The sequence below is a fragment of the Rahnella sp. ChDrAdgB13 genome (assembly GCF_017655185.1).
Taxonomy (GTDB): domain Bacteria; phylum Pseudomonadota; class Gammaproteobacteria; order Enterobacterales; family Enterobacteriaceae; genus Rahnella; species Rahnella contaminans.
On sequence record NZ_JAEMGT010000032.1, the window covers coordinates 1 to 23137 of the forward strand.

Annotated in this window: 19 protein-coding genes and 1 pseudogene; 11 read left to right on the forward strand and 9 right to left on the reverse strand. The window is 51.5% G+C overall.

The window, feature by feature from the left end; translation table 11 throughout:
* The first annotated feature begins 136 nt into the window (after positions 1-136).
* Positions 137-406 carry a helix-turn-helix transcriptional regulator gene (locus J8X26_RS11310; protein ID WP_152325299.1) on the forward strand — a complete coding sequence of 90 codons (270 nt, stop codon included), beginning with the start codon at positions 137-139 and terminating at the stop codon, positions 404-406.
* 50 nt (positions 407-456) lie between these two features.
* Here J8X26_RS11310 and mdh read toward each other — a convergent pair whose 3' ends face one another.
* The gene (gene mdh / locus J8X26_RS11315; RefSeq protein ID WP_208950931.1) at positions 457-1395 is read right to left on the reverse strand and encodes a malate dehydrogenase; all 939 of its coding nucleotides are present in this window, start codon (positions 1393-1395) and stop codon (positions 457-459) included.
* 464 nt (positions 1396-1859) lie between these two features.
* Here mdh and argR point away from each other — a divergent pair, with 464 nt between their 5' ends.
* From argR to yhcN (J8X26_RS11330), 3 genes are all read left to right on the forward strand, one after another.
* Positions 1860-2330 (forward strand): transcriptional regulator ArgR, encoded by a 471-nt coding sequence (gene argR / locus J8X26_RS11320; RefSeq protein ID WP_152325301.1) that lies wholly within the window; start codon positions 1860-1862, stop codon positions 2328-2330.
* A gap of 466 nt (positions 2331-2796) precedes the next feature.
* On the forward strand, positions 2797-3060 hold the full coding sequence (gene yhcN, locus J8X26_RS11325; protein WP_152325302.1) for a peroxide/acid stress response protein YhcN: 264 nt from the start codon (positions 2797-2799) through the stop codon (positions 3058-3060).
* A 204-nt stretch (positions 3061-3264) separates the two neighbouring features.
* Positions 3265-3528: a peroxide/acid stress response protein YhcN gene (gene yhcN / locus J8X26_RS11330; protein WP_208950932.1), complete on the forward strand. Its 264-nt coding sequence runs from the start codon at positions 3265-3267 to the stop codon at positions 3526-3528.
* Between the two features lie 304 nt (positions 3529-3832).
* Here the strand turns inward: yhcN (J8X26_RS11330) and mpl are convergent, their stop codons facing one another.
* A complete protein-coding gene (gene mpl, locus J8X26_RS11335) occupies positions 3833-5212 on the reverse strand; it encodes a UDP-N-acetylmuramate:L-alanyl-gamma-D-glutamyl-meso-diaminopimelate ligase (RefSeq protein WP_208950933.1) in 1380 nt (459 codons plus the stop codon).
* Between the two features lie 167 nt (positions 5213-5379).
* Between mpl and fbp the strand changes: the two genes are divergently transcribed.
* On the forward strand, positions 5380-6384 hold the full coding sequence (gene fbp / locus J8X26_RS11340; RefSeq protein ID WP_152325305.1) for a class 1 fructose-bisphosphatase: 1005 nt from the start codon (positions 5380-5382) through the stop codon (positions 6382-6384).
* 127 nt (positions 6385-6511) lie between these two features.
* On the opposite strand, the pseudogene J8X26_RS11345 reads toward fbp, so the two are convergent.
* Positions 6512-8099 (reverse strand): annotated as a pseudogene (locus J8X26_RS11345) (methyl-accepting chemotaxis protein).
* A gap of 316 nt (positions 8100-8415) precedes the next feature.
* Here J8X26_RS11345 and ppa point away from each other — a divergent pair.
* Positions 8416-8946 (forward strand): inorganic diphosphatase, encoded by a 531-nt coding sequence (gene ppa / locus J8X26_RS11350; protein ID WP_208950934.1) that lies wholly within the window; start codon positions 8416-8418, stop codon positions 8944-8946.
* Positions 8947-9047: 101 nt separating this feature from the next.
* Here the strand turns inward: ppa and J8X26_RS11355 are convergent, their stop codons facing one another.
* Genes J8X26_RS11355 through J8X26_RS11365 form a run of 3 tightly spaced genes read right to left on the reverse strand, consistent with a single transcriptional unit; the run spans position 9048 to position 14924 of the window.
* Positions 9048-9401: a gamma-glutamylcyclotransferase gene (locus tag J8X26_RS11355; protein ID WP_104923512.1), complete on the reverse strand. Its 354-nt coding sequence runs from the start codon at positions 9399-9401 to the stop codon at positions 9048-9050.
* Positions 9402-9432: 31 nt separating this feature from the next.
* On the reverse strand, positions 9433-13248 hold the full coding sequence (locus J8X26_RS11360; RefSeq protein ID WP_208950935.1) for a translocation/assembly module TamB domain-containing protein: 3816 nt from the start codon (positions 13246-13248) through the stop codon (positions 9433-9435).
* Positions 13245-14924 carry an autotransporter assembly complex family protein gene (locus tag J8X26_RS11365; protein ID WP_229893307.1) on the reverse strand — a complete coding sequence of 560 codons (1680 nt, stop codon included), beginning with the start codon at positions 14922-14924 and terminating at the stop codon, positions 13245-13247. Before J8X26_RS11365 ends, J8X26_RS11360 begins: the two co-directional genes overlap by 4 nt.
* Positions 14925-15249: 325 nt before the next feature.
* Between J8X26_RS11365 and msrA the strand changes: the two genes are divergently transcribed.
* Both msrA and J8X26_RS11375 read left to right on the forward strand, forming a co-directional pair.
* The gene (gene msrA, locus J8X26_RS11370; RefSeq protein ID WP_208950936.1) at positions 15250-15888 is read left to right on the forward strand and encodes a peptide-methionine (S)-S-oxide reductase MsrA; all 639 of its coding nucleotides are present in this window, start codon (positions 15250-15252) and stop codon (positions 15886-15888) included.
* Between the two features lie 228 nt (positions 15889-16116).
* Positions 16117-17466: a hemolysin family protein gene (locus tag J8X26_RS11375; RefSeq protein WP_152325310.1), complete on the forward strand. Its 1350-nt coding sequence runs from the start codon at positions 16117-16119 to the stop codon at positions 17464-17466.
* Positions 17467-17571: 105 nt separating this feature from the next.
* Here J8X26_RS11375 and J8X26_RS11380 read toward each other — a convergent pair whose 3' ends face one another.
* The gene (locus tag J8X26_RS11380; protein ID WP_013573785.1) at positions 17572-17778 is read right to left on the reverse strand and encodes a DUF1107 domain-containing protein; all 207 of its coding nucleotides are present in this window, start codon (positions 17776-17778) and stop codon (positions 17572-17574) included.
* Positions 17779-18089: 311 nt separating this feature from the next.
* On the opposite strand from J8X26_RS11380, the gene J8X26_RS11385 reads away from it, so the two are divergent.
* Positions 18090-18647 (forward strand): YtfJ family protein, encoded by a 558-nt coding sequence (locus tag J8X26_RS11385; protein ID WP_208950937.1) that lies wholly within the window; start codon positions 18090-18092, stop codon positions 18645-18647.
* Positions 18648-18683: 36 nt separating this feature from the next.
* Here the strand turns inward: J8X26_RS11385 and cysQ are convergent, their stop codons facing one another.
* A complete protein-coding gene (gene cysQ, locus J8X26_RS11390; protein ID WP_152325312.1) occupies positions 18684-19430 on the reverse strand; it encodes a 3'(2'),5'-bisphosphate nucleotidase CysQ in 747 nt (248 codons plus the stop codon).
* Positions 19431-19653: 223 nt separating this feature from the next.
* Between cysQ and J8X26_RS11395 the strand changes: the two genes are divergently transcribed.
* Together J8X26_RS11395 and ytfE are read left to right on the forward strand one after the other, a co-directional pair.
* A complete protein-coding gene (locus tag J8X26_RS11395; RefSeq protein WP_208950938.1) occupies positions 19654-21603 on the forward strand; it encodes a bifunctional 2',3'-cyclic-nucleotide 2'-phosphodiesterase/3'-nucleotidase in 1950 nt (649 codons plus the stop codon).
* Between the two features lie 123 nt (positions 21604-21726).
* Positions 21727-22392 carry an iron-sulfur cluster repair protein YtfE gene (gene ytfE / locus J8X26_RS11400; protein ID WP_208950939.1) on the forward strand — a complete coding sequence of 222 codons (666 nt, stop codon included), beginning with the start codon at positions 21727-21729 and terminating at the stop codon, positions 22390-22392.
* An 89-nt stretch (positions 22393-22481) separates the two neighbouring features.
* Here the strand turns inward: ytfE and fklB are convergent, their stop codons facing one another.
* The gene (gene fklB, locus J8X26_RS11405) at positions 22482-23102 is read right to left on the reverse strand and encodes an FKBP-type peptidyl-prolyl cis-trans isomerase (protein WP_095923686.1); all 621 of its coding nucleotides are present in this window, start codon (positions 23100-23102) and stop codon (positions 22482-22484) included.
* Positions 23103-23137: the final 35 nt, after the last annotated feature.

The following is a 23137-nucleotide window of genomic DNA, read 5'->3' on the forward strand; positions in this document are numbered from 1 at the left end:
TGCCTGCCATACTTCCCTCAAAAATTGCCATTACTTATTAACTGACAATTCCTTTTGGGATAGGTTCTAAGCAATCATTGAATATATGTTTTCAAAGAAAGTCTTATAAAAGCGATTTAAAAATAAGGAAAATACCATGATGACAAGGAATGATGACTGGCATCAGGCTGATATTATCGCAGCCCTGAGAAAGAAAGGGACGACACTCGCAGCGGTGTCACGATCCGCCGGATTGAGCTCTTCAACCCTTTCTAATGCACTCTCCCGGCCCTGGCCAAAAGGAGAATTGCTCATCGCCGGGGCGCTGGGCGTTCACCCGTCAATTATCTGGCCAAGCCGTTACTTTGATGCCACCACGTTTCAGATCATCGAACGCCGGTGCCGCATTCCCAATGAGCATAAATGATGCCAATAGAGAATGCCGCCGGAGATACCGGCGGCTTCACTTGAGGCTTATCAGTGATTGATAAACTGTTCTCCCAATTCGATATCTTTACGCAGGATATCCAGCATCGAATCCAGTGATTGCTGTTCGAAAGCGCTGAGCTTGCCAATATCAATGAGCTCAGTGATGCCCTTTTTACCCAACAGAACAGGCTGTGCGAAGAAACGGGCATAATCGCCCTTTCCTTCTACATAGGCGCATTCAACAACGTTACTTTCACCTTGCAGGGCACGAACCAGTGAAAGCCCGAAGCGTGCTGCCGCCTGCCCCATAGACAAAGTAGCAGAACCGCCACCCGCTTTAGCTTCGACCACTTCGGTTCCTGCATTCTGAATACGCTTGGTCAGCGCAGCGATTTCACTATCGCTAAATGCCACACCGGGCACCTGAGACAATAAAGGAAGAATTGTCACCCCAGAGTGTCCGCCAATCACGGGCACGTCAATTTCCTCAGGCTGCTTACCTTTAAGTTCAGCCACGAATGTGTTCGAGCGGATTGCATCGAGCGTGGTGACGCCGAACAGTTTGTTTTTGTCGTACACACCTGCATTTTTCAAAACTTCGGCAGCAATAGCAACCGTGGTATTGACCGGGTTGGTGATAATACCGATTAATGCGTGCGGACAGGTTTTCGCAACCTGCTGAATCAGATTACGCACAATACCGGCGTTAACATTAAAGAGGTCGGAACGATCCATACCCGGTTTGCGCGCCACACCGGCAGAGATCAAAACGATATCCGCGCCTTCAAGCGCTGGCGTTGCGTCTTCGCCACAGAAGCCTTTAATTTTTACTGCAGTAGGGATATGGCTCAGATCGACGGCGACACCCGGAGTAACAGGTGCGATATCGTATAATGACAGTTCGGAACCGGAAGGTAGCTGGGTCTTGAGCAGAAGCGCGAGGGCCTGACCGATACCGCCCGCAGCACCTAGAACTGCAACTTTCATCCTATACTCCTTTTTTATCACTAACTTATAAGTGTCGTGGAATTATTTTGGGTGTGACCTTAATCACTTATACAGCTAAAAACAATCGCTCAACTGCTGGGAAACTGAGCTTGGTCGTTAAGAAAGTAAAAAAACACCGCTTAGCGCCATTTTTCCGGTCTTTTATGACTTTTTATCGGAAAGCTACACCTTAAAAGTAGCACCACAAAACCCGCCAGGTTAAAAAATGGTTAAATTCAATTCAATGTGAGAGCTGAATCGAGATCATCTGATTAACAGCAATCCGGCGAATCATTCCCCGCGATGCACTATTTCGGCATATTCATGACGTCCAGATGTATACTTCGCCGCTGTCATACCCGTCTGAGTGCACAATTCTGATGTTACGTGCCGACCGCGTGTTGCATAAAAATTCAAATATCTGCATAATCAACAAAACGATGATACAGAGACCAGGGTGCAAAATGCGTAATCCTGCTAAACAGGAAGATTTGATCAAAGCCTTCAAAGCACTGTTGAAGGAAGAGAAATTCAGCTCTCAGGGCGAAATTGTCGTCGCACTTCAGGAAGACGGTTTCGATAATATCAATCAGTCAAAAGTCTCACGGATGCTGACAAAATTCGGCGCGGTGCGGACCCGCAACGCAAAAATGGAGATGGTTTATTGCCTGCCTGCCGAAATCGGCGTGCCGACAACGACCAGCCCACTGAAGAATTTGGTCTTAGATATTGACCATAACGACGCCGTCGTCGTTATCCGCACCAGTCCGGGCGCGGCACAGCTGATCGCGCGCCTGCTTGATTCTCTGGGCAAATCCGAAGGGATACTGGGCACCATTGCCGGCGATGACACAATTTTTACCACGCCCGCACGGGGTTTCAGCGTCAGACAACTTCACGACGCAATCCTCAGTTTGTTTGAACAGGAACTCTGATACGGCGATATATTGCGCTGTTTCCTGCTTCAGTTCTGTGCCTGAGGTCAGAAGAAAATAATTTCTGGCCTCGGCCTTCCTTGCCTTATCCAACTATCAGTTACCCTTCTCTAACGTTATATCGTCGTTTTAAAATACACGCCTCACGTCGTTATCCCTGTTAATTCTGTTCACACGAAGCACTTTCCCGTCACATAAACATTTCCATGGTGTGATTGACTGCAAAATTAAGCACAAATAGTCAAATTCACTCAATCCGTTGATTTTACGAAAAATTAACACCAAAAGATCGATTTTCAAGCAATTTTTATTCCTTTTTGTTATTAAAAATTCAAATAGCCCACACATAACCACCAAAATAACTATTAGCAAACTATTAATATTCCGAGTGACTAGATGTATACTCATTTCCGTGGTGTGAAACACCAGTTGTTGAAAACATAATAAAATCGACGAGGTCAAAATCATGAACGTTAAAACTAAAATTGCAACATTAAGCATTCTATCTGCTCTGTCATTCGGTGCTTTTGCAGCACAACCTGTTTCTCAGGATCAGGCCGCTCATCTTCAGTCACACGGGATGATCAGCGTAAGCGGCGTTGCCGGTGCACCTTCTGATATCCGTCAGGCATTGTCTGATAAAGCGGATGCCAAAGGGGCTAAAGCATTTCGTGTTATCGAAGTGCGTGAAGAAGGTAACTACCACGCTACCGCAGAAATTTACCAATAAACCTGGGTAAATGAAGCGAAGGGGCCTGAATGATTCAGGCCCGCGCAAAGCGCATCAAGACGGATTTGTCTCTGCCATCATCAATGTTCCTCCACGCTTTTCGCGTTGCCGGACTCCGATATTCCAGAACTGATGAATCCAAATCTCAACCGGCGTTGCTCTCTCATTTTTTAACATCAACGTCTATGAAATTAGGAAATTATCATGAAAATCATGACCACTATTGCCGCTCTTAGCCTGCTGTCTACTGTTTCTTTCGGCGCGTCTGCCGCACAACTGGTTTCTAATCAGCAGGCAGAGAATCTTCAGCCTATGGGCACTATCAGCGTCAGCGGCGTCAATGGCGTCCCGACAGACATTCGCCAGGAGCTGTCCGATAAAGCCGACAGCAAGGGCGCAAAATCTTATCGTGTGATCGAAGCACATAACGACGGTGCTTATCACGCAACCGCAGAAATCTATCAATAAGATTTCTGAGTCAGTCCCTGATACAAAACCACTGCCTGAGTATTTGAATTAGCGTTACCGGGTTTCAACAGCCACATACCAGCGAAAATTAATGCGCTGTTGAGGCTGTGAAGAGAGAAGACACTGCCACTGCCGCTCTCTTGCTAACGTAACCCTCGTCGTCCTGTCCGACGACACCCTTTGGCCCTCAAACTTTTTGAGGGCCTTTTTTTGTCTGCAAATCGCCGCATAGCCAAATCCCAGGCAAAAAAAAGCACAGCCATCGCTGTGCTTTCAGTTTATACGCTGCGGGTATAACTAACTGTTACTGAGCGGCTTCCGCTTTGGCAGCCAGCGCTGTCAATAACTTCCCGTGAATGCCACCAAAACCGCCATTACTCATCACCAGAATATGATCGCCCGGCTGTGAAGCCTTGATCACCATATCGACCAGTGAATCGACGTCCGCACTCCAGTGCGCAGGCTGGATGCAGCGCTCTGCCACTTCAGCAACCTGCCATGGAATATGCTGCGGCTGAAGCAGGAACACTTCATCGGCGCGACCGAGAGAAGGCGCCAGCTCATTTTTGCTCATGCCCATTTTCATGGTATTTGAACGCGGTTCGAGAACAGCCAGAATACGTGCCGTCCCGCCCACTTTGCTGCGCAATGCAGAAAGCGTTGCCAGAATGGCCGTCGGGTGATGCGCAAAATCGTCATACACGCTCACGCCATTTTCAACGCCACGCAGTTCAAGACGGCGACGGGCATTGATAAAATCACCCAGCGCCTTGCAGGCATCTTCAGGTTTCACACCAACATGACGCGCAGCCGCAATCGCCATCAGCGCATTATGCATATTGTGTTCGCCCACCAGATTCCAGTTCACCTGACCGACCACTTCGCCATGAAGATAAACCTCGAAAGCGCTGGCATCTGGTGTCCGTTTTTTTGCATCCCAGGCGCAATTTTCTGCTTCACCGGCAAATTCCTGTTCGCTCCAGCAGCCCATCGCCATCACTTGTTTCAGCGGCGTGTCATGCTCAGGAAGGATAATTTTACCTTTACCCGGCACCAGACGAACAAGGTGGTGGAACTGTTTCTGGATCGCTTTCAGATCATCGAAAATATCCGCGTGATCGAATTCGAGATTGTTCAGGATCAACGTCCGCGGGCTGTAGTGAACGAATTTGGAGCGCTTATCAAAGAACGCGCAGTCATATTCGTCCGCTTCCAGAACCATAAACGGGCTGTTTCCAAGACGAGCAGAAACCTCGAAGTTGCCCGGCACGCCGCCAATGACGTAACCCGGCTCGTAGCCGCAGGCTTCAAGGATCCACGTAACCATTCCCGCCGTTGTGGTTTTGCCGTGCGTACCCGCGACAGCAATAACCCAGCGCTCCGGCAGAACATGATCGTGCAGCCACTGCGGGCCGGAGACATACGGGATCCCCAGTTCGAGCACGGCTTCGACACACGGGTTTCCGCGCGTCATCGCGTTGCCGATAATTACCAGATCCGGTTGAGGATCTAACTGAGCCGGATCGTAACCCTGGATCAGCGCGATCCCTTGTTTTTCCAACAGCGTACTCATCGGTGGATAAACGTTGTCGTCCGAACCGGTTACCTGATGCCCTTGTGCACGTGCCAGCATCGCCAGCCCGCCCATAAACGTGCCGCAAATCCCAAGAATATGAATGCGCATATATTTTCCATTAATGCCTTTAAGTCAGCTGCTATTCTACCGCTCAGAATCGCCCAGAAGAAATGGATTTGCCTATGATTCGTCCATATATTTGGGCTAAACTGCCCATGCTCTTGTGAAGGTTTTATTAACGAACCGTTATCCATCCTAGATTCAGGGAACGTGTTATGAAAACGTTAGGCGAATTTATTGTTGAAAAACAGCAAGACTTTCCTCATGCAACCGGTGAGCTCACCGCCTTGCTGTCAGCAATAAAACTCGGCGCTAAAATCATTCACCGCGATATCAACAAAGCGGGTCTGGTTGACATTCTCGGCACCAGCGGTGCAGAAAATGTGCAGGGTGAAGTACAGATGAAACTCGATCTGTACGCAAATGAAAAATTGAAAGCGGCGATGAAAGCACGTGGAGAAATTGCCGGTATCGCGTCTGAAGAAGAAGATGAAATTGTCATTTTCGATGGCGAACGTGCTGAAAATGCGAAATACGTTATTTTGATGGATCCGTTAGACGGCTCTTCAAACATCGACGTGAACGTTTCAGTCGGAACCATCTTCTCGATCTACCGCCGGACTTCTCCGCTTGGCCAGCCCGTAACGGAAGCAGACTTCCTGCAACCGGGGAACCGTCAGGTTGCCGCAGGTTACGTGGTTTACGGCTCTTCCACCATGCTGGTTTACACCACCGGCGCAGGCGTTCATGCCTTTACTTATGATCCTTCACTCGGTGTATTCTGCCTCTCTCACGAAAAAGTCCGTTTCCCTGCAAAGGGCAACATGTACTCCATTAATGAAGGCAACTACATCAAATTCCCTCTCGGCGTTAAAAAATACATCAAGTATTGCCAGGAGCAGGATGAAGCGACGCAACGCCCTTACACCTCACGTTATATCGGTTCACTGGTTGCAGATTTCCACCGCAACTTGCTGAAAGGTGGCATCTATATTTATCCGAGCACAGCCAGCCATCCGAACGGAAAATTGCGTTTGTTGTATGAATGCAACCCGATGGCATTCCTGGCCGAACAAGCTGGTGGTAAAGCCAGTGACGGTAAAAACCGCATTCTGGATATCATTCCGCAAAAACTGCACGAACGCGCACCGTTCTTCGTCGGTAACAGCTCAATGGTTGAAGATGCAGAACGCTTTATCGCTGAATTCCCCGATGAATAAACCAGTACCCGACTCAAAAATCATCTAAGAATGAACGTGATACCTCTGTAACTTAGCGTTTCTCAAACGCAAAAAAGGTGGCTTTTAAAGCCACCTTTTTATTGTCTTCACCGTCACATTCAACGTATTAGTAATGCTCAGCGCGGTTTAGCTTAAACACCGCCATGCTTTCCGCCAGCAGTTGCGCCTGCTCTTCCAGAGAACGCGTGGCCGCCGTGGCCTGCTCGACCAATGCCGCGTTCTGCTGCGCAACCTGATCCATCTGCGTAATCGCCACATTCACCTGTTCGATGCCGTGCGTCTGTTCAGTAGTTGCGATGGAAATTTCGCGCATCAGGCTGGTCACCCGCGTTACTTCACTGGAAATCTCAACCATCGTATCCGCCGCAGATTTCACCATCGCCGAACCTTCGGACACGCGGCTTTCTGAATCTCCGATCAGCTCTTTGATTTCACGGGCGGATTGCGCACTGCGCTGCGCCAGACTGCGAACTTCACCGGCCACCACCGCGAAACCGCGCCCCTGCTCACCGGCGCGGGCGGCTTCCACTGCGGCGTTCAGCGCCAGGATGTTGGTCTGGAATGCAATGCCGTCAATCACGCTGATAATGTCACCGATACGTTTCGAACTGTCGGTAATCCCCTGCATTTTATCCATCACCTGATGGACAACTTCGCTGCCCTTATCGGCAATGACGGAGACGCTTTGCGCCAGCTGATTAGCCTGCTCGGAATTCGCCGCGTTCATGCGCACCGTTGATGTCAGCTGTTCCATACTGGCGGCGGTTTCTTCCAGAGAAGCGGCGGATTCTTCCGTACGTTGCGCCAGATGTACGTTGCGCCAGATGAACGTTACCGGCGGCCAGTTCGCGGGAGCCTACATCAATCTGATTCCCGGCATCGCGGACGCGCCCGACTGAGAGCACCAGCGAATCCTGCATTTGTTTCATGGCCTTGAGCAGGCGTCCCATTTCATTATTACGTGAATCATCGATTTCATGCGTCAGATCGCCTTTGGCAATGAATTCGAGCTGCGCTATAGAGAAATTCAGCGGATGCATAATAATTTTTTGCAGAGCAAACCAGGCGATCAGCGCAATCGCCAGTGCGATAAGAAAACCGATCACAATCACGGTCACCTGAATGCGGGCATTAGTACGTGCCTGTTCGATTCTCCGGGCCGTATTATCGGTGGCGTACGCCCGGAAATCTGCCAGCGCTTTGTCGTAAGCATTGCTGTACGGCGTGATTTTATTTTCCAGTACGTCGTAATAACCGTCGGCGCTTTGCGCCTGAAGTGCGGCCAGAAGTGGCACCAGGCCGTTAGCCTTATAAGCTTCGTAGCTTTTACTGACCGCCGCCGATAATTCACGGCCCCGCTCGGTGTCATCCTGAATGCTGTTGAATTTCGCCAGATCTGCATCAGCCTGTTTGATGTAACCGGCAATCCGGTCGGTGGTGGATTTGGCGTCGTCCATCATGCCAATTTCAAGCTGACGCACCGCAACACCACTGGCAACACGCGTGCGCAGCGAGAAACTGTAGCTGTCTGCCAGCGATCCCAGTTCATCTCCCTGAAGCTGGTTAATTTTCTGTAGTGAAGTGGCACTTTGCCGGATGGCATTGGCGCCAAGGACACTAACCAGCAACAAAATCAACGTCATCACGACCAGTAAGCCAATCAGACCGGCTTTTACGCTCAACTTATTCAACATACGGTGTTATCCAGCTATTCAGGTGAAAAGGAGAAACTGCGAATGAGGTAGGGATCAGGTTTGCCTGATTTTTTGTATGAATATTGTTATCGGCAATCCACTGAATCTCTTGATAAGAAAAGCAAAAACAGCCAGTTACACGGTAAAGAGGTACATGCGTAATGTTTACTGCCGATTCTGAAGATTTTGCCAATCCTCAGCAGCAGGTCATGCCGGAAAATTGGCAAAGGCGATACGACGAAAAGGGCGGGAAATCACGGGAGAGTTGGCTATAATGTGCGGCACTCTATTCCTGGTTCAATGAAGGAAACCAACAATGAGCTTACTGAACGTGCCGGCAGGCAAAGAACTGCCAGAAGATATCTACGTTGTTATCGAAATCCCGGCAAACGCGGATCCTATCAAATACGAAGTTGATAAAGACACGGGTGCACTGTTCGTAGACCGTTTCATGTCTACCGCAATGTTCTACCCAGCGAACTACGGTTACATCAACCATACCCTGTCTCTGGACGGCGACCCGGTTGACGTACTGGTTCCAACGCCATACCCGCTGCAACCAGGTTCTGTGATCCGCTGCCGTCCTGTTGGCGTTCTGAAAATGACTGACGAATCTGGTGAAGATGCGAAAGTTGTTGCGGTTCCGCACACCAAACTGAGCAAAGAATACGATCACATCGAAGATGTAAACGACCTGCCAGAGCTGCTGCGCGGCCAGATCACTCACTTCTTCGAGCAATACAAAGCGCTGGAAAAAGGCAAATGGGTGAAAGTTGAAGGTTGGGCTGATGCCGCTGCTGCAAAAGCTGAAATCGTGAGCTCCTTCGAGCGCGCTAAAAACAAGTAATTGTTTTCTGCGACACGAAAAAAAACACCGTCCACTGGGCGGTGTTTTTTTATGTATAACGCGTTGGCTAGCAACGACTATTTCTGACGACCTTGCTCAGATTACTCGCTGACCGGTTCGTTACGCTTCACCCAGTCGCCACCCTCAATTCTCGGCACACCATCCAGTGAGCGAATGTAGAGGTAAATCCAGGCACTGCCGTAAGGCGTCGAGATCAGCTCGCGACGGTAATCTTTCGTATTGCTTTTCAGCTCATCCAACTCAGCCATGATTGACGAGTTAATGCGGTAAACTTCGCAATAGACCTTCCCGTCCCCTGGAATGACTGCCGGATAGTGCCCCAGATTATAAAGCGCATACCCTTCCAGCTCATGGTCACCCAACCATTGAGCATTCGTCATCCAATGACTGTTGCCTTGCTTGCGTCGCAGACTACCGTAAACAATTATTCGCATGTTTATATTCGTATAGTAAAAGTCACATGAATTAAAACTCAAACTGATAGAGCAAATCCAATGCCTGATCAATGCCCGATACCGCCTGCAGATAAAGCTTCGGCATCAACCGATAGCGCAATGTCAGGGTTGCCAGCGAGTCAAATATCCCGACACCATATTTCACCTGTAAACCCGGTAAAACATAGCCACTGACCACGACCTGAGAACTGTCTCCCACGCCTTGAGTATCCAGCGCCAGATTGCTGACGCCAAATGCCTCGCCGATTTTACCCACAAGTTTACCACTTTGCGCAACCCCTAACCCGATAAGAGCTGAGGTCATAGCACCGCTGTCACCGCCAGAATTGTCTAATCCTTGCCCGCGAAGCAGGTAGGACAAGGCTTCCTGCTGCGACATCGCCGGATCTGAGAATATTTCAAGTTTAGGTGCATCTGCCTCGCCGGTAACGCGTAAACCGGCTACAACGTCATTTTCTGTCGCTTCAGGGTTACGGATGGCTTCCAGATTCAGCAGTGGCTGGTCCGCCGGACCGGAGAATAACAGCTGACCTTTGCGCACAATTAAGTCCTGACCGTACGCATGGAAACGCCCGGACGGAATATTAATTTGTCCGTTCAGACCCAACCCGCGGCTGTCCTGAGCCACTTTCAGCGCACCTTCCAGACGGGCTTTCAGACCAAACGCGTCCAGACGCACATCCGGGCCGATATTGACCATCAGGTTGCTATTGATCGGAATCGAAGCCGAAACGGGTGCGATCGGCTGACGCTGATCGTTAAGCATCACTTCATCCGACGAAATGCCCACAGCGCTTTCCGGCAGTTCCTGCACGGTAATGCGCGCCCAAGGAATATCGACGGTGCCGTTGAGGGAGAACAATTGCGGCGTGGCATCAAACACCAGGTCCGGCGAAACATCCAGCCGCACCATCGGCGGCACCGAAACGCGGACTTTATTCCCGCGCGCGGCAATACGGGCGCGCCAGGCGTTGATTTCGCTCCAGTCGGCGTTACCGTTCAGCTCCAGCTGACCCTGAGCGGTTTTGATGACGCCTTCCATAATCGACGACATGCCGTTGAAGTTGATGTTGATATTGGCATCCGTGATATCAAACGGCATAAATTGCCCGTCGAAATCGACGCCTGTCAGCGCCAGTTTGCCGAAGACCTGCGGTTTTTGCGCATCACCGCCCAACCGCAGATTCGCATTCAGGATGCCGGAGGCTTTCTCACCATCCATCAGTGCGGGTTGCAGCAATGCCATAGAAACACGGGCGATATTCACGTTCCCGCTGAGATTACGTTTCCCTTGCGGATCGGCGATCTGGATATTGCCGTCGAGCTGGCCGTTGTGGGTAATTTTGATCAGCCAGTCGAGATTTGCCCGACCATTGTTCAGCCCGGCGTTCAGATTCAGCGTATCGAACGCGACCGGCAGCGGATTCCCCTGCACCAGTTGCTGTACTTTCACGCCTTTACCCACCAGCGAAATGCTGGCCTGCGGCAGACCGCCTTCGGCTTTCCAGCTCACGTCGGCTTTGCCGCTGAATGTCCCGCTCAGCTGCGTATCGTCAGTGAGGAAAGGTTTGATCATCGCCAGATCAAAGCGGTTCAGCACCACGCTGGCCTGCCCGCTGGCACCGGCATCAATGGTTTTCGGTACGCACAGATCTGCATTCGGATTTTGCCAGCAGTGTGGCCCGACGGTGATCCGCTGCTCTTTATTGAAATAATCCAGCGCGATAGAACGGTTGAGACGCCACTGCCCGACCGGCGTATCAAACGACGTATTGTTGATAGTGCCTTTCCATTCTTCGGTTGCGCGGTCAAAACTGCCGGTCAGCGCCAGGCGCCCCGAGACCGGTTTGCCCTCCACTTTCAGCGTCAGCTGATGCTGCTTTTCATTGCCTTTGGCTTCCAGATTGATATCTGAAATATCCAACGCATCCTGCTTAAGTTGCTGGACGCGCACAGCAAGATTGCCCTGAATCTGATCGGTGGAACTGACGTCGCCCTTCACAGCCACGCGACGCACCGTCAGCGCCTGCCATTTCAGGCCGGTGGCAGTCAGATCGGCCAGCAACTTCGGCGCTTTCAGATCACCGCGCAGTTGCAGCATCCCTTTCACCACGCCGCCCAGCCCCGGCAATGCGCCATCAAGATGCGGCGCATCCACTTTAGCATCCAGATTCCAGGTGTCGCTGAGCTTGCCTTTCACGTCCAGATTATTGCGCCCCAGCTCAAGGTGCAGCTGTGGAATATCCCACTGCCCGTAGCTGTTTCCGCGTACGTTGCCCTGCGCTTTGACCGCGTTTTGTTTGACGTTACCGGTCACATCCAGCACCGGAACCTGCATCTGCCACGTGCCGCCATACAGGCTGCCGCGCGTGGTAATTTTACCCTGCAACTTCGCAGGCCAGTCCGGCCACTGTCTGGCGGTGTTAATCCCCGTCAGTTTCAGTTCGCTGTTCCAGCTTATTGCTTTGCTCCAGTCGACCACGCCGGTCAGGTCTGTATTGCCTTCCAGCGCCGCCAGGCGCAGCAACGTCAGTTTGAATTGCTCCACGTTCCCTTTACCGTCAACGGTCAGCGTGGCGGGCGGGATCTGATCGCCTTTGAAATCAGAACGCAGCGAAAGCGCATAATCCGTCGCTTTACCGCTGAAATTCAGTTTGAAGCCTTTCACCTGATACTGCGGCGTGCCGGTCAGCGGCCACTGCAATGCATCGCTGCTGAGTTTCAGATCCAGCGGCAGTCCGGTTTCCGCCAGCTGAGTCTGCAACGCCAGTTGGGCACGCACCGGGCCGGAAAGGTTCAGCCCCACATCAAGCTTGTCGCGCAGATCCCCGGCAATTTTAAGTTTGATCTTCTCACCTTTGAGCGGATCGAGATTCACGGCAGTATTAACCGTCATATCCACCGGCCAGTTTTGATTCAGCGTTGCCTGCCCGATGCCGTCCAGCGAACCCTGTGGCGAACGCACCTGCAATTTATCGAGCTTAACGATCTGATTTTGCGTACTGGCTTTCAGTTCGAAACGGGTGATGAGCACATCGGTGTCACCGGTCAGACGCAGGTTTTCACCGAGAATTTGCTGAATATCGAGATCGACCGGCAGACGGAATTCCGGTAATTCAGGCAGCAGCGGTTTGGCAAACAGCTCCTGTAAAGTCTCACCCAGTGGTTTTTCAGGCACCATAACGGCCGGTTCTGCCGGTTTTCCGGTAGCCTTTTCGACCGCTTTGTCCTGCGCCGCCTGAACAACTTCCGGTAACGGATTGACCGGCGTTTTCGGCAAGGCAATCAGCAACCCGCCGATATGCGTTGGCATCAGCTGAATCGCCCGCCCTTCCCAGTGCGCGCCGGTGCGGAATGACGCCAGAGAAATCGCGCGGTCATCGAGCGTCACGTTGATATTATCCAGCGTCAGCACGCGCAGCGTAATCGGATACGGCGTGCTGAGATTGGTCAGCGGCTCGCTGTTTTCTGGCTGAGGTTGCTCCGCCGCCGGCGTCATTTCTTTGGTGTTCACCACCACATTGACGTCCTTCACGCGGAGCGCGTTAACGCACAGCGCGCTGTTTTTCAGGCACGAAAAATCGAGCGAAAGATGGAATTCTCCCGCTTTCACGTCAACGCCCGGCATTTCGTAATGCACACCTTTAAGGGTCAGATCGCGCCATCCGCCTTCGGTGCTGGCGATATTCAGCCCCGGCACGAAGCGGTTCGCGCCATTGATCATCAGATGCAGACCGGTTTGCGTACCGACTAAAAACGCCACCAGACTGATGATCAGCAGCAGGAAGATCAGGAAACCCAGGCAGATTTTCTTAAATACACTCATAATTCCGGACCTAAACCGATGTAAAACTGCAATCCATGCTCATCTTTGTCGCCAACGGGGGCGGCAACGTCTAATTTCACCGGGCCGATCGGTGAAGCCCAGCGCACGCCTACGCCCGCACCGGTTTTAAAATCATTTTGCGTGATGTCGTTCACCGCTTCGCCGGAATCTACAAACACCGCACCCCACCATTTTCCGGTCACGTTGTACTGATATTCCACCGAACCGGTGCCCAGATACGAGGCGCCCGTCAGTTTGCCGTCATCATCGCGCGGGGAAATGGATTTGTATTTGTAACCACGAATGCTGCGGTCACCACCGGCAAAGAATCGCAGGGACGGCGGCACGCGCTCGAAGTCATTGGTTTCAATCCAGCCCAGATTGCCGCGGAATACGAAACGATGTTTTTCAGCCAGCGTGCGGATCCAGACGTTCTGCGCCTGAATCACGGCGAAATCGACGTCCGAGCCCCAGGTCGTATCCGAGACATCCAGAGAATAACGCTGGGAATCGCCCCAGGTCGGCATCAGTCCGCCGCGCTGACGCGTACGGTTCAGGCTCACGCCCGGATAAATCAGCATCGTCGTGTTAGTGACGCTGCCTTGGGTAAAGTGGTCGAGGCTCCAGCGCAGGTTAACAGCGTGCTGCCAGCCGCTGGACAAATCCCAGTAACGGGCCAGATTCACCGTGGTGGAATCGGAGTTGGTGTCGTTCAGGTCTTCACGTTTGAAGCCGCCCTGAACCAGGTAATACTGTTCGAGCGGCGATTTCAGCAGCGGAATTTTATAGCTGAGATCCAGCGATTGTTCAGGGCCGGAGAGCGTCGTGGAAGTTTCAAAGCTCTGACCGCGATCGTTAACCCACGGTTTTTTCCAGTTAGCCGTCAGACGCGGACCGATATCCGTGGAAAAACCGACACCGGTTTCGATCGTATTTTCGGTACGCGGTGACACCAGCGCATTCAGCGGCAGCGTTTTTGTGGCTTTGGCATCAGTAAAATCTGGTGACACAACGACCGAGTTAAACCATCCCGTGGCGGACAGGCGGCGGTTAAGCTCAGCCAGTTGCGCAGACGTGTAATAATCACCCGGCTTAAATGGCACCAGATTTTGCAAATATTCATCGCGGATTTGCGAGCCCTGATAATGAACGCCGCCAAAGCGATAGCGGTCACCGCTGTCGAACTGGATATCCCAGAACGCTTTGTGTTCATCTTCAATCACGCCCAGCTGGCTTTTGCGCATATTGGCATCGAAGTACCCTTTGCGCACGGCCTCGCCGGTCAGAGAACTTTTAAAACTGTCGTAGGTGCCGTGGTTCAGAATGGTGCCTACCGCAGGAACCTGCTCTTTCTTCAGTTTCTCAAACTCATCATCTTTGGCCGCCTGACCTTCAATAACGACATTCGTGCCAGCGATTTTTACCGGCGTACCCGGCGTCACTTTGGCAATCAATACCGGGCGGCCCGGCGGAGGGGTTTCGCGGTAATCGAAATCGATTGTTGGCGAATAATAGCCTAATGGCCGCAACCCCTGCTCAATGGCGGCGCTGACACGCGCGCGAAACCGCCCGTTAGCCCCGACTTCATCACTTTGAATTGAAGATAAGCGAACGCGAACGTTCCTTTCCAAATCGCCATCCAGGCCTTCCAGCTGCAAACGCACTTTCGCTGCCATGGAGAGTGAGGGGGCCAGCAGTACACATAACAAACCCAGTTCACGATATCGTGGCACACGCACTCCTGCTAATTTTGCTGTCCTGTTAAAAAATTCGTTACCCGCCGGGGCGTATCTGTTCGTTTCTGGCAGATTCATCTTTCCAAAGTCAGATGACAGCATTTTAGTGCTAATACCCTGAAAATGTTCAACGACGAAGCAACGTTCCCCGTATTGTGTGCAAAGACGCAATCAGATACAACTAAGAGTGGCCTGTTGGTCACTGATATTCACTAAGACCTTTAGTTACAAACCTTGTTCATTAAAGCAACAACTGGAGTTTTCCGTGGTGCAACTTTCCGATAAAGCGCAACCCGTCAGTCATGAGGATGCGTTACCTGGCCGTACAACCCCGATGCCGGTTGCAACGATTCACGCAGTAAACGGCCATTCAATGACGCATGTGCCTGATAATATGGAAGTCGCCATCTTTGCGATGGGCTGCTTCTGGGGCGTTGAGCGTTTATTCTGGCAGCAGAATGGGGTTTACAGTACAGCCTCCGGTTACAGCGGCGGTTTCACACGGAACCCGACTTACCGCGAAGTATGTACCGGCCAGACTGGCCACGCCGAAGTCGTCCGCGTGGTGTTTGATCCGACAGTTATCAGCTACGCGAAGTTGCTGCAAATCTTCTGGGAGAATCACGATCCGGCTCAGGGGATGCGTCAGGGCGGCGATATCGGGACACAATATCGCTCTGCATTGTATGTTCTGAGCGCAGACCAGCAGGATCAGGCGCTGGCCAGCCTGGCGAGTTTCCAGCAGGCGATGGATGAAGCGAACGATAAGCGCACCATCACCACAGAAATTGCTGAAGCCCTGCCGTTCTATTATGCAGAAGACGATCATCAGCAATATCTGTATAAAAACCCGGAAGGCTATTGCGGATTAGGCGGCATCGGTGTCTGTTTACCGCCGCAATAATGCGGGATTTTTAAGCGCTGGCGGCAGTCTCAGTGCTGCTGCTATACTATGCGGGTCACAAATGTGGCCCTTTAAAACTATTTCTGGCAATTATCTTTGTTTTTCATCCTTACGCTTTTTTCTTATGAACTGCTTTTTACGGCTTCATTTAAAAAGATGTTCTTTTAAGCAACAAAAATAATGAGAGCCTTTCCCTGCCGGTTTACCCCGGTGTTAAACGGATAGATTATGTTAAACAGTATTTTACTGATTCTTTTACTCATCGCGATCAGTGCATTTTTCTCGCTGTCAGAGATATCGCTGGCAGCTTCCCGCAAAATCAAACTTAAACAGTTGGCAGACGAAGGAGACGTCAATGCCGCACGCGTAATGAAATTACAGGAAACCCCTGGCCTGTTCTTTACGGTGGTTCAGATTGGCCTGAATGCCGTCGCCATCCTCGGTGGTATCGTCGGTGATGCCGCGTTCTCCCCCGCTTTCCAGACTTTCTTTGTTCGCTTTATGTCGCCTGAACTGGCGGATCAAATCAGTTTCATCTGCTCATTCGCACTGGTCACCAGCCTGTTTATTCTGTTTGCTGACCTTACGCCGAAGCGCATCGGTATGATTTCACCTGAGTCGGTTGCCGTCCGTATAGTCAACCCGATGCGTTTCTGTCTGATGATTTGCCGCCCGATGGTCTGGTTCTTTAACGGCATGGCAAACATGATTTTCCGTTTGTTCAAACTGCCGATGGTTCGTAATGACGATATTACGACAGACGACATTTATGCCGTGTTTGAAGCCGGTGCACTGGCTGGCGTGCTGCGTAAACAGGAACATGAGTTGATTGAAAACGTGTTTGAACTCGAATCGCGTACCGTTCCGTCGTCCATGACCTCGCGTGAAAGCGTGATCTATTTTGACCTTCGCGAAAGCGAAGAAAGTATTAAAGAGAAAATCGCCACGCATCCACATTCCAAATTCCTGGTTTGCGATGGTCATATCGATCAGGTCGTCGGCTATGTCGATTCCAAAGATTTACTGAACCGCGTGCTGGGCAATCAGAGCCTGATGCTGAGCAGCGGCGTGCAAATCCGTAATGCGCTGATTGTGCCGGATACCCTGACGCTTTCCGAAGCGCTGGAAAGTTTCAAAGCGGCAGGCGAAGATTTCGCGGTGATCCTCAACGAATACGCGCTGGTCGTGGGTATTATCACGCTCAATGACGTGATGACGACGCTGATGGGCGACCTTGTCGGTCAGGGCATGGAAGAGCAGATTGTGGCCCGTGACGAGCATTCATGGCTGATTGAAGGCGGTACGCCAATTGAAGATGTCATGCGCGTGCTGCATATCGAAGAATTCCCGCAGTCCGGCAACTATGAAACCATTGGCGGTTTCATGATGTTCATGCTGCGTAAAATTCCAAAGCGTACGGATTTCGTGAAATTCGCTGGTTATAAATTTGAAGTCGTGGATATCGACAGCTACAAAATTGATCAGCTGCTGGTGACCCGGATTATCGATCAGCCTGCTGCTCCTTTGCTGCCAAAAACACCGCAGGAAATTAAAGACGAGAAGAAGGCACAGGCGTAACGTCATCCGTTCTTTGTTCTCCGGAAAGACAAACGGCCCCAAAAGGGGCCGTTATTGTTTGCGCAAGCTGCTCGCAAAAGGCGGCAGCGACAACGCGCAGGGCTGTCAGCCCATTTCCGCCTGCAGGTGCGTCACCTGGCGGTTAACTTCCGACATCACGCTGAAATGGCGCTTATCCCGGACCTTTGGCAACAAGATTTTGCCTTGGTCAAACTCGAACGCGCCGACGTCTTTAATATACAAACGCCCACGAAACAGTGTCTTGACGTACTTTGCGACTTTCATCGGATTGTAACGCTGGAAGATTCTCATTTTTCTACTTTTCTCCGTTAAATCACTGCATGCACCAGCCACGTCGCAAGGCGACAGATACTGGGGCAGAAAAAGGTCGATTGCAGTGAAGAGACCTATAACATAGCAGGGCAGTCAGGTATTGCCAGTGTATTTAACTGCTTTTACATTGCTTTTCAGTATTGTCCTAAGTCTTGACGCTAAATGGCAGTATAACCCTGCTTTATGTGGCAATTTTGTAACCTGCAACACAAATTTAACAACCCAACAGGACAGACCACTTGGGCGATCCTATGATGGAGTGGACTGTTCATTTGCGCCCCGGAGAATCTATGCTTTTAAGAAGTCTTTTTGTGATCACTTTTATGACATTTTCGCTTTTTGCTTCCGCTCATAATTTTACCGTCGGCCAGCGCGTGGCTCCTGTCGGCGTAGACGATAAAGGCGAGCTTAGTGACGTCAATGACCAGTTCAGCTACAGCAAATGGAACAGCGCGAAATTGCCGGGCAAAGTCCGCATCGTGCAGCACATGGCGGGCAGAAGCAGCGCCAAAGCGCTCAATGAACCGCTGATCACCGCCATCCGCGCCGCAAATTTGCCGCACGATCGTTACCAGACCACCACTATCGTTAACACTGACGACGCAATCATCGGCACAGGCCTGTTCGTGCGTAAAAGCATTGAAAGCGGCAAGCGTGAATTCCCGTGGTCACAGGTGATTGTCGACAACAACGGAGCAGTGAAAAAAGCATGGGAACTGCAACCGGAAAGTTCGGCGGTCGTCGTGCTGGATAAAAATGGCGTGATCAAATTTGCCAAAGACGGGCAACTGACGTCGCAGGAAGTGCAGCAGGTGATTACGCTGGTAGATCAGCTGGTGAAAGAGTAATGAAGAAAACCCCGGCGTGAAACCGGGGTTTTTGTATCAGAAGAGAGAAACCCGGAAGCCCGGATTCAGGAAAGACTCACGCGGCGTATACGTCAGCGTCTGCCCTTTCCAGTCATGCACCTGCGCACCGGCGGCCAGCGCCACGGCGTGTCCGGCGCCAGTATCCCAGATATTGGTCGGCCCGAAGCGTGGATAAAGCTGCGCAGAACCTTCGGCCACCAGACAGAATTTCAGCGATGAGCCGATAGCCACGGTCTGATGTTCGCCCAGCTGCGCCAGATAATCCTGCAATTCCGGGTCATTACTGAAATGTGAGCGACTCACAACCACCAGCGGCGGATGCGCTTCGAGCACCTGAATCTGCCGGCGCTCGCCCTGGTCTTCCTTCCACGCCTTGCCTTCGGCTGCGCTGTACATCACTCGGGTTACCGGCACATACACCACGCCCAGCACCGGAACACCGTCTTCGATCAGCGCGATATTTACAGTGAATTCACCGTTACGCTTCAGAAATTCTTTGGTGCCATCCAGCGGATCGACCAGCCAGTAACGTGTCCATGTCTGACGCTCGCTCCAGCTTTGCGGATCCTCTTCCGACAACATCGGCGTTTGCGGATCCAGCTTTTGCAAACCGGCCTTAATCACGTTATGCGCCGCAATATCGGCAGCCGTGACCGGGGAATCGTCTTTTTTATGACGCGCATCGAGCGGCTGCTCGCCGTCATAGACCGCCATAATGGCGTCGCCCGCCTCGCGCGCTAACTGACAAATTTGTTCTAACATCTTTTACCTCAATGCTTTGATTCTCATTTCTCAAGCCTAGTTTTTTTTACCGTGAATAGCCATCCCGTAATGTTACCGGGCCAGCGTAATGACGGTTTAAAGACGTCATAAAGTTGTTACAACTCACATTTATTTATGGCAACTGGTTACAGTCTCAGCAAATTTTGAGATACATATCCGGTTTTTCTTTTCCGGGCGTCGCCCGTTCTCTGGAGGCAAGGCAATGAATAAGCGTCATCTGACGTTATCCCTGTTGGCTACGCTGGTCGCAACATCTGCGGGCGCGGCACAGGTAGATCTGCGCATCATGGAAACCACGGATCTGCACAGCAACATGATGGACTTCGATTACTACAAAGATAAACCGACGGACAAATTCGGGCTGGTGCGCACCGCCAGCCTGATCCACGCGGCGCGTAACGAAGTGACCAACTCTGTGTTAGTCGATAATGGCGACATCATTCAGGGCAGCCCGCTGGGCGACTACATGGCATCAAAAGGGCTGAAACAGGGCGATGTTCATCCCGTTTATCTGGCCATGAACACGCTGGATTACGCGGTCGGTAACCTGGGGAATCACGAGTTCAACTATGGTCTGGATTACCTGAAGAAAGCGCTGGCCGGGGCGAAATTCCCGTACGTGAATGCCAACGTCATTGACGACAAAACCGGTAAGCCGTTGTTCACACCTTTCCTGATAACCGATAACGCAGTCAAAGACCGCGACGGCAAAACGCATAATCTGCGCATCGGTTATATCGGTTTCGTACCTCCGCAAATCATGGTCTGGGACAAGGCTAATTTGCAAGGCAAAGTGACGGTCGCCGATATCACCGAAACCGCGAAAAAGTGGATCCCGGAGATGCGTAAACAGGGCGCCGACATCATTGTCGCCATTCCGCACTCCGGCCTGTCGGGCGATCCGTATAAAACGATGGCCGAGAACTCGGTGTATTACCTGAGCCAGGTGAAAGGCATAGACGCCATTATGTTCGGTCACGCGCATGCTGTTTTCCCCAGCGAAGAGTTTGCCAATATCAAAGGCGCTGACATCAAACAGGGGACGCTGAATGGCATTCCTGCGGTGATGCCGGGCATGTGGGGCGACCATCTGGGCGTGGTGGATATGGTTTTAAATAACGACGGCAACGGCTGGAAAGTTGAAACCGCGAAGGCCGAAGCGCGCCCGATTTATGATAAGGTGCAGAAGAAATCGCTGGCCGCTGAAGATCAGGAGCTGGTGAAAGTCCTCGCGCATTCTCACGATGCCACACGCGAATTTGTCAGCAAGCCGATCGGCAAATCTAATGACAACATGTACAGCTATCTGGCCCTGGTTCAGGATGACCCGACCGTGCAAATCGTCAATAATGCGCAGAAGGCCTATACCGAGCATTTCATTCAGGGTGATCCGGATTTAGCGAATCTGCCGGTATTATCCGCTGCAGCACCGTTCAAAGTGGGCGGGCGTAAAAACGATCCGGCCAGCTATGTTGAAGTGGAAAAAGGTGAGCTGACCTTCCGTAATGCGGCAGATTTATACCTGTATCCGAATACGCTGGTGGTGATGAAAGTCACCGGTCAGGAACTGAAAGACTGGCTGGAATGCTCTGCGGGTCAGTTTAATCAGATTGACGTGAACAGCACTAAACCGCAGTCGCTGATCAACTGGGACGGATTCCGTACCTATAACTTCGACGTGATCGATGGCGTGAATTATCAGATTGATGTCAGCCAGCCGGCGAAATATGACGGCGAATGTACGCTCATCAACAAAGATGCTGAGCGCATTAAAAACCTGACGTTTAACGGTAAGCCTATCAATCTGAAAGCGACATTCCTGGTTGCTACAAACAACTACCGTGCCTACGGCGGAAAATTTGCGGGCACCGGCGATAAACATATTGCCTTCGCGTCGCCGGATGAGAACCGTTCTGTAGTGGCTGCATACATCGGCGCAGAAACCAAAAAGCACGGTGCCGTTACGCCAACGGCGGACAACAACTGGAAGCTGGCAACGATTAAAGCGCCGCAGCCGCTGGATATCCGCTTCGAGACATCGCCGGGCGACAAAGCCGCAGCCTTCATCAAATCTCACGCGCAATATCCGGTCACCGCCAAAGGCACGGACGATATTGGCTTCGAGGTTTATCAGGTCGATTTGCAAAAATAGCCCTTCACTCAACGCTCCTCCGGGGGCGTTTTTTCTTTCTGTACTTCTTTTGAGCTATAGCCTTGCCTTAAAGATGCATTTATAATGCATGTTATAAATTAATTCATTTAACGAGGCTTCATCATGGACTATCGCGACCAACCTCTTGGCGCTCTGGCTGTTGCCATTCCGCGCGCAACCCGTCTTTTTCGTCAGTATGATTTAGATTTCTGCTGTGGTGGCAAACAAACGCTTCTGCGCGCCGTAACCAAAAAAGAGCTGGATATTGATGCGATCGAACAGCAACTTGCTGAAATTGCACAGCAACCGGACACTTCGACGGACTGGAAAACCGCGCCGCTGGCAGAGATCATCGATTTCATTATTCCGCGTTATCACGATCGTCACCGTCAGGAGTTGCCGGAACTGGTACTGATGGCGGATAAAGTCGAACGCGTTCACGGTGACAAACTGCCCTGCCCGCACGGTCTGGCGATCCAGCTGCAACGAATCCTCGACGAACTGACCCAACATATGATGAAAGAAGAACAGATCCTGTTCCCGATGATCCGCAGCGGAATGGGACGTCAGGCCGCCGGTCCGATTTCAGTGATGGAACGTGAACATGATGATGCGGGCGATATTCTGGAAGAGATCAAACGACTGACCAATAACGTGACGCCGCCGGAAGGCGCCTGTGTCACCTGGCGTGCGCTGTATGCCGGGATTAATGAGTTCATTACCGACCTGATGGAACATATCCATCTGGAAAATAATCTGCTGTTCCCGCGGGCATTACGCGGCGAGTAATTTCGCTATCCGTAAGTGACACGCCCTAAAAGTCAAAGATGAAAAAAGGGCGCAAATGCGCCCTTTTGGTTTCTGGTTTCCGCGCGGAATTACAGAATTTCTAACAGCTCAACTTCGAAGACCAGCGCGCTGTATGGAGGGATGGAAGCACCCGCACCACGTTCGCCATAAGCCAGGTTATGAGGGATGTACAGTTCCCATTTAGAACCCACTGGCATCAGAGTCAGTGCCTCAATCCAGCCAGCAATCACGCCGTTAACCGGGAATTCAGCCGGCTCACCACGTTGTACGGAGCTGTCGAACACAGTGCCGTCGATCAGTTTACCGGTGTAATGAACACGTACGCGGTCCTGACGGCCCGGGATAGTGCCTTCACCCTGAGTGATAACAGAGAATTGCAGACCAGATTCGGTGCTGCTCACGCCTTCGCGCTGTGCATTTGCAGCCAGGAATTCCTGGCCCTGAACAGCCAGGGCTTCCTGACGTTCACGACGAACAGCATCAGCACGTTCGTGGACTTCACGCAGTGCGCGGTGAACCACATCAACAGGAACGGCTGGCGTATTCCCTTCCAGCGCGTCACGTAAGCCTGCCAGCAGTGCGTCAGGCTCTAAGCCTTGCAAACCTGATTCCTGCAACTGTTGACCGACCTGCAGGCCGATGCCGTAACTTGCCTGCGCTTCTACGCTGTCAAATGAAGGGGTAGTCATGAATTTTCCTTAGCTCTTAAAAATGTCGAACGCGC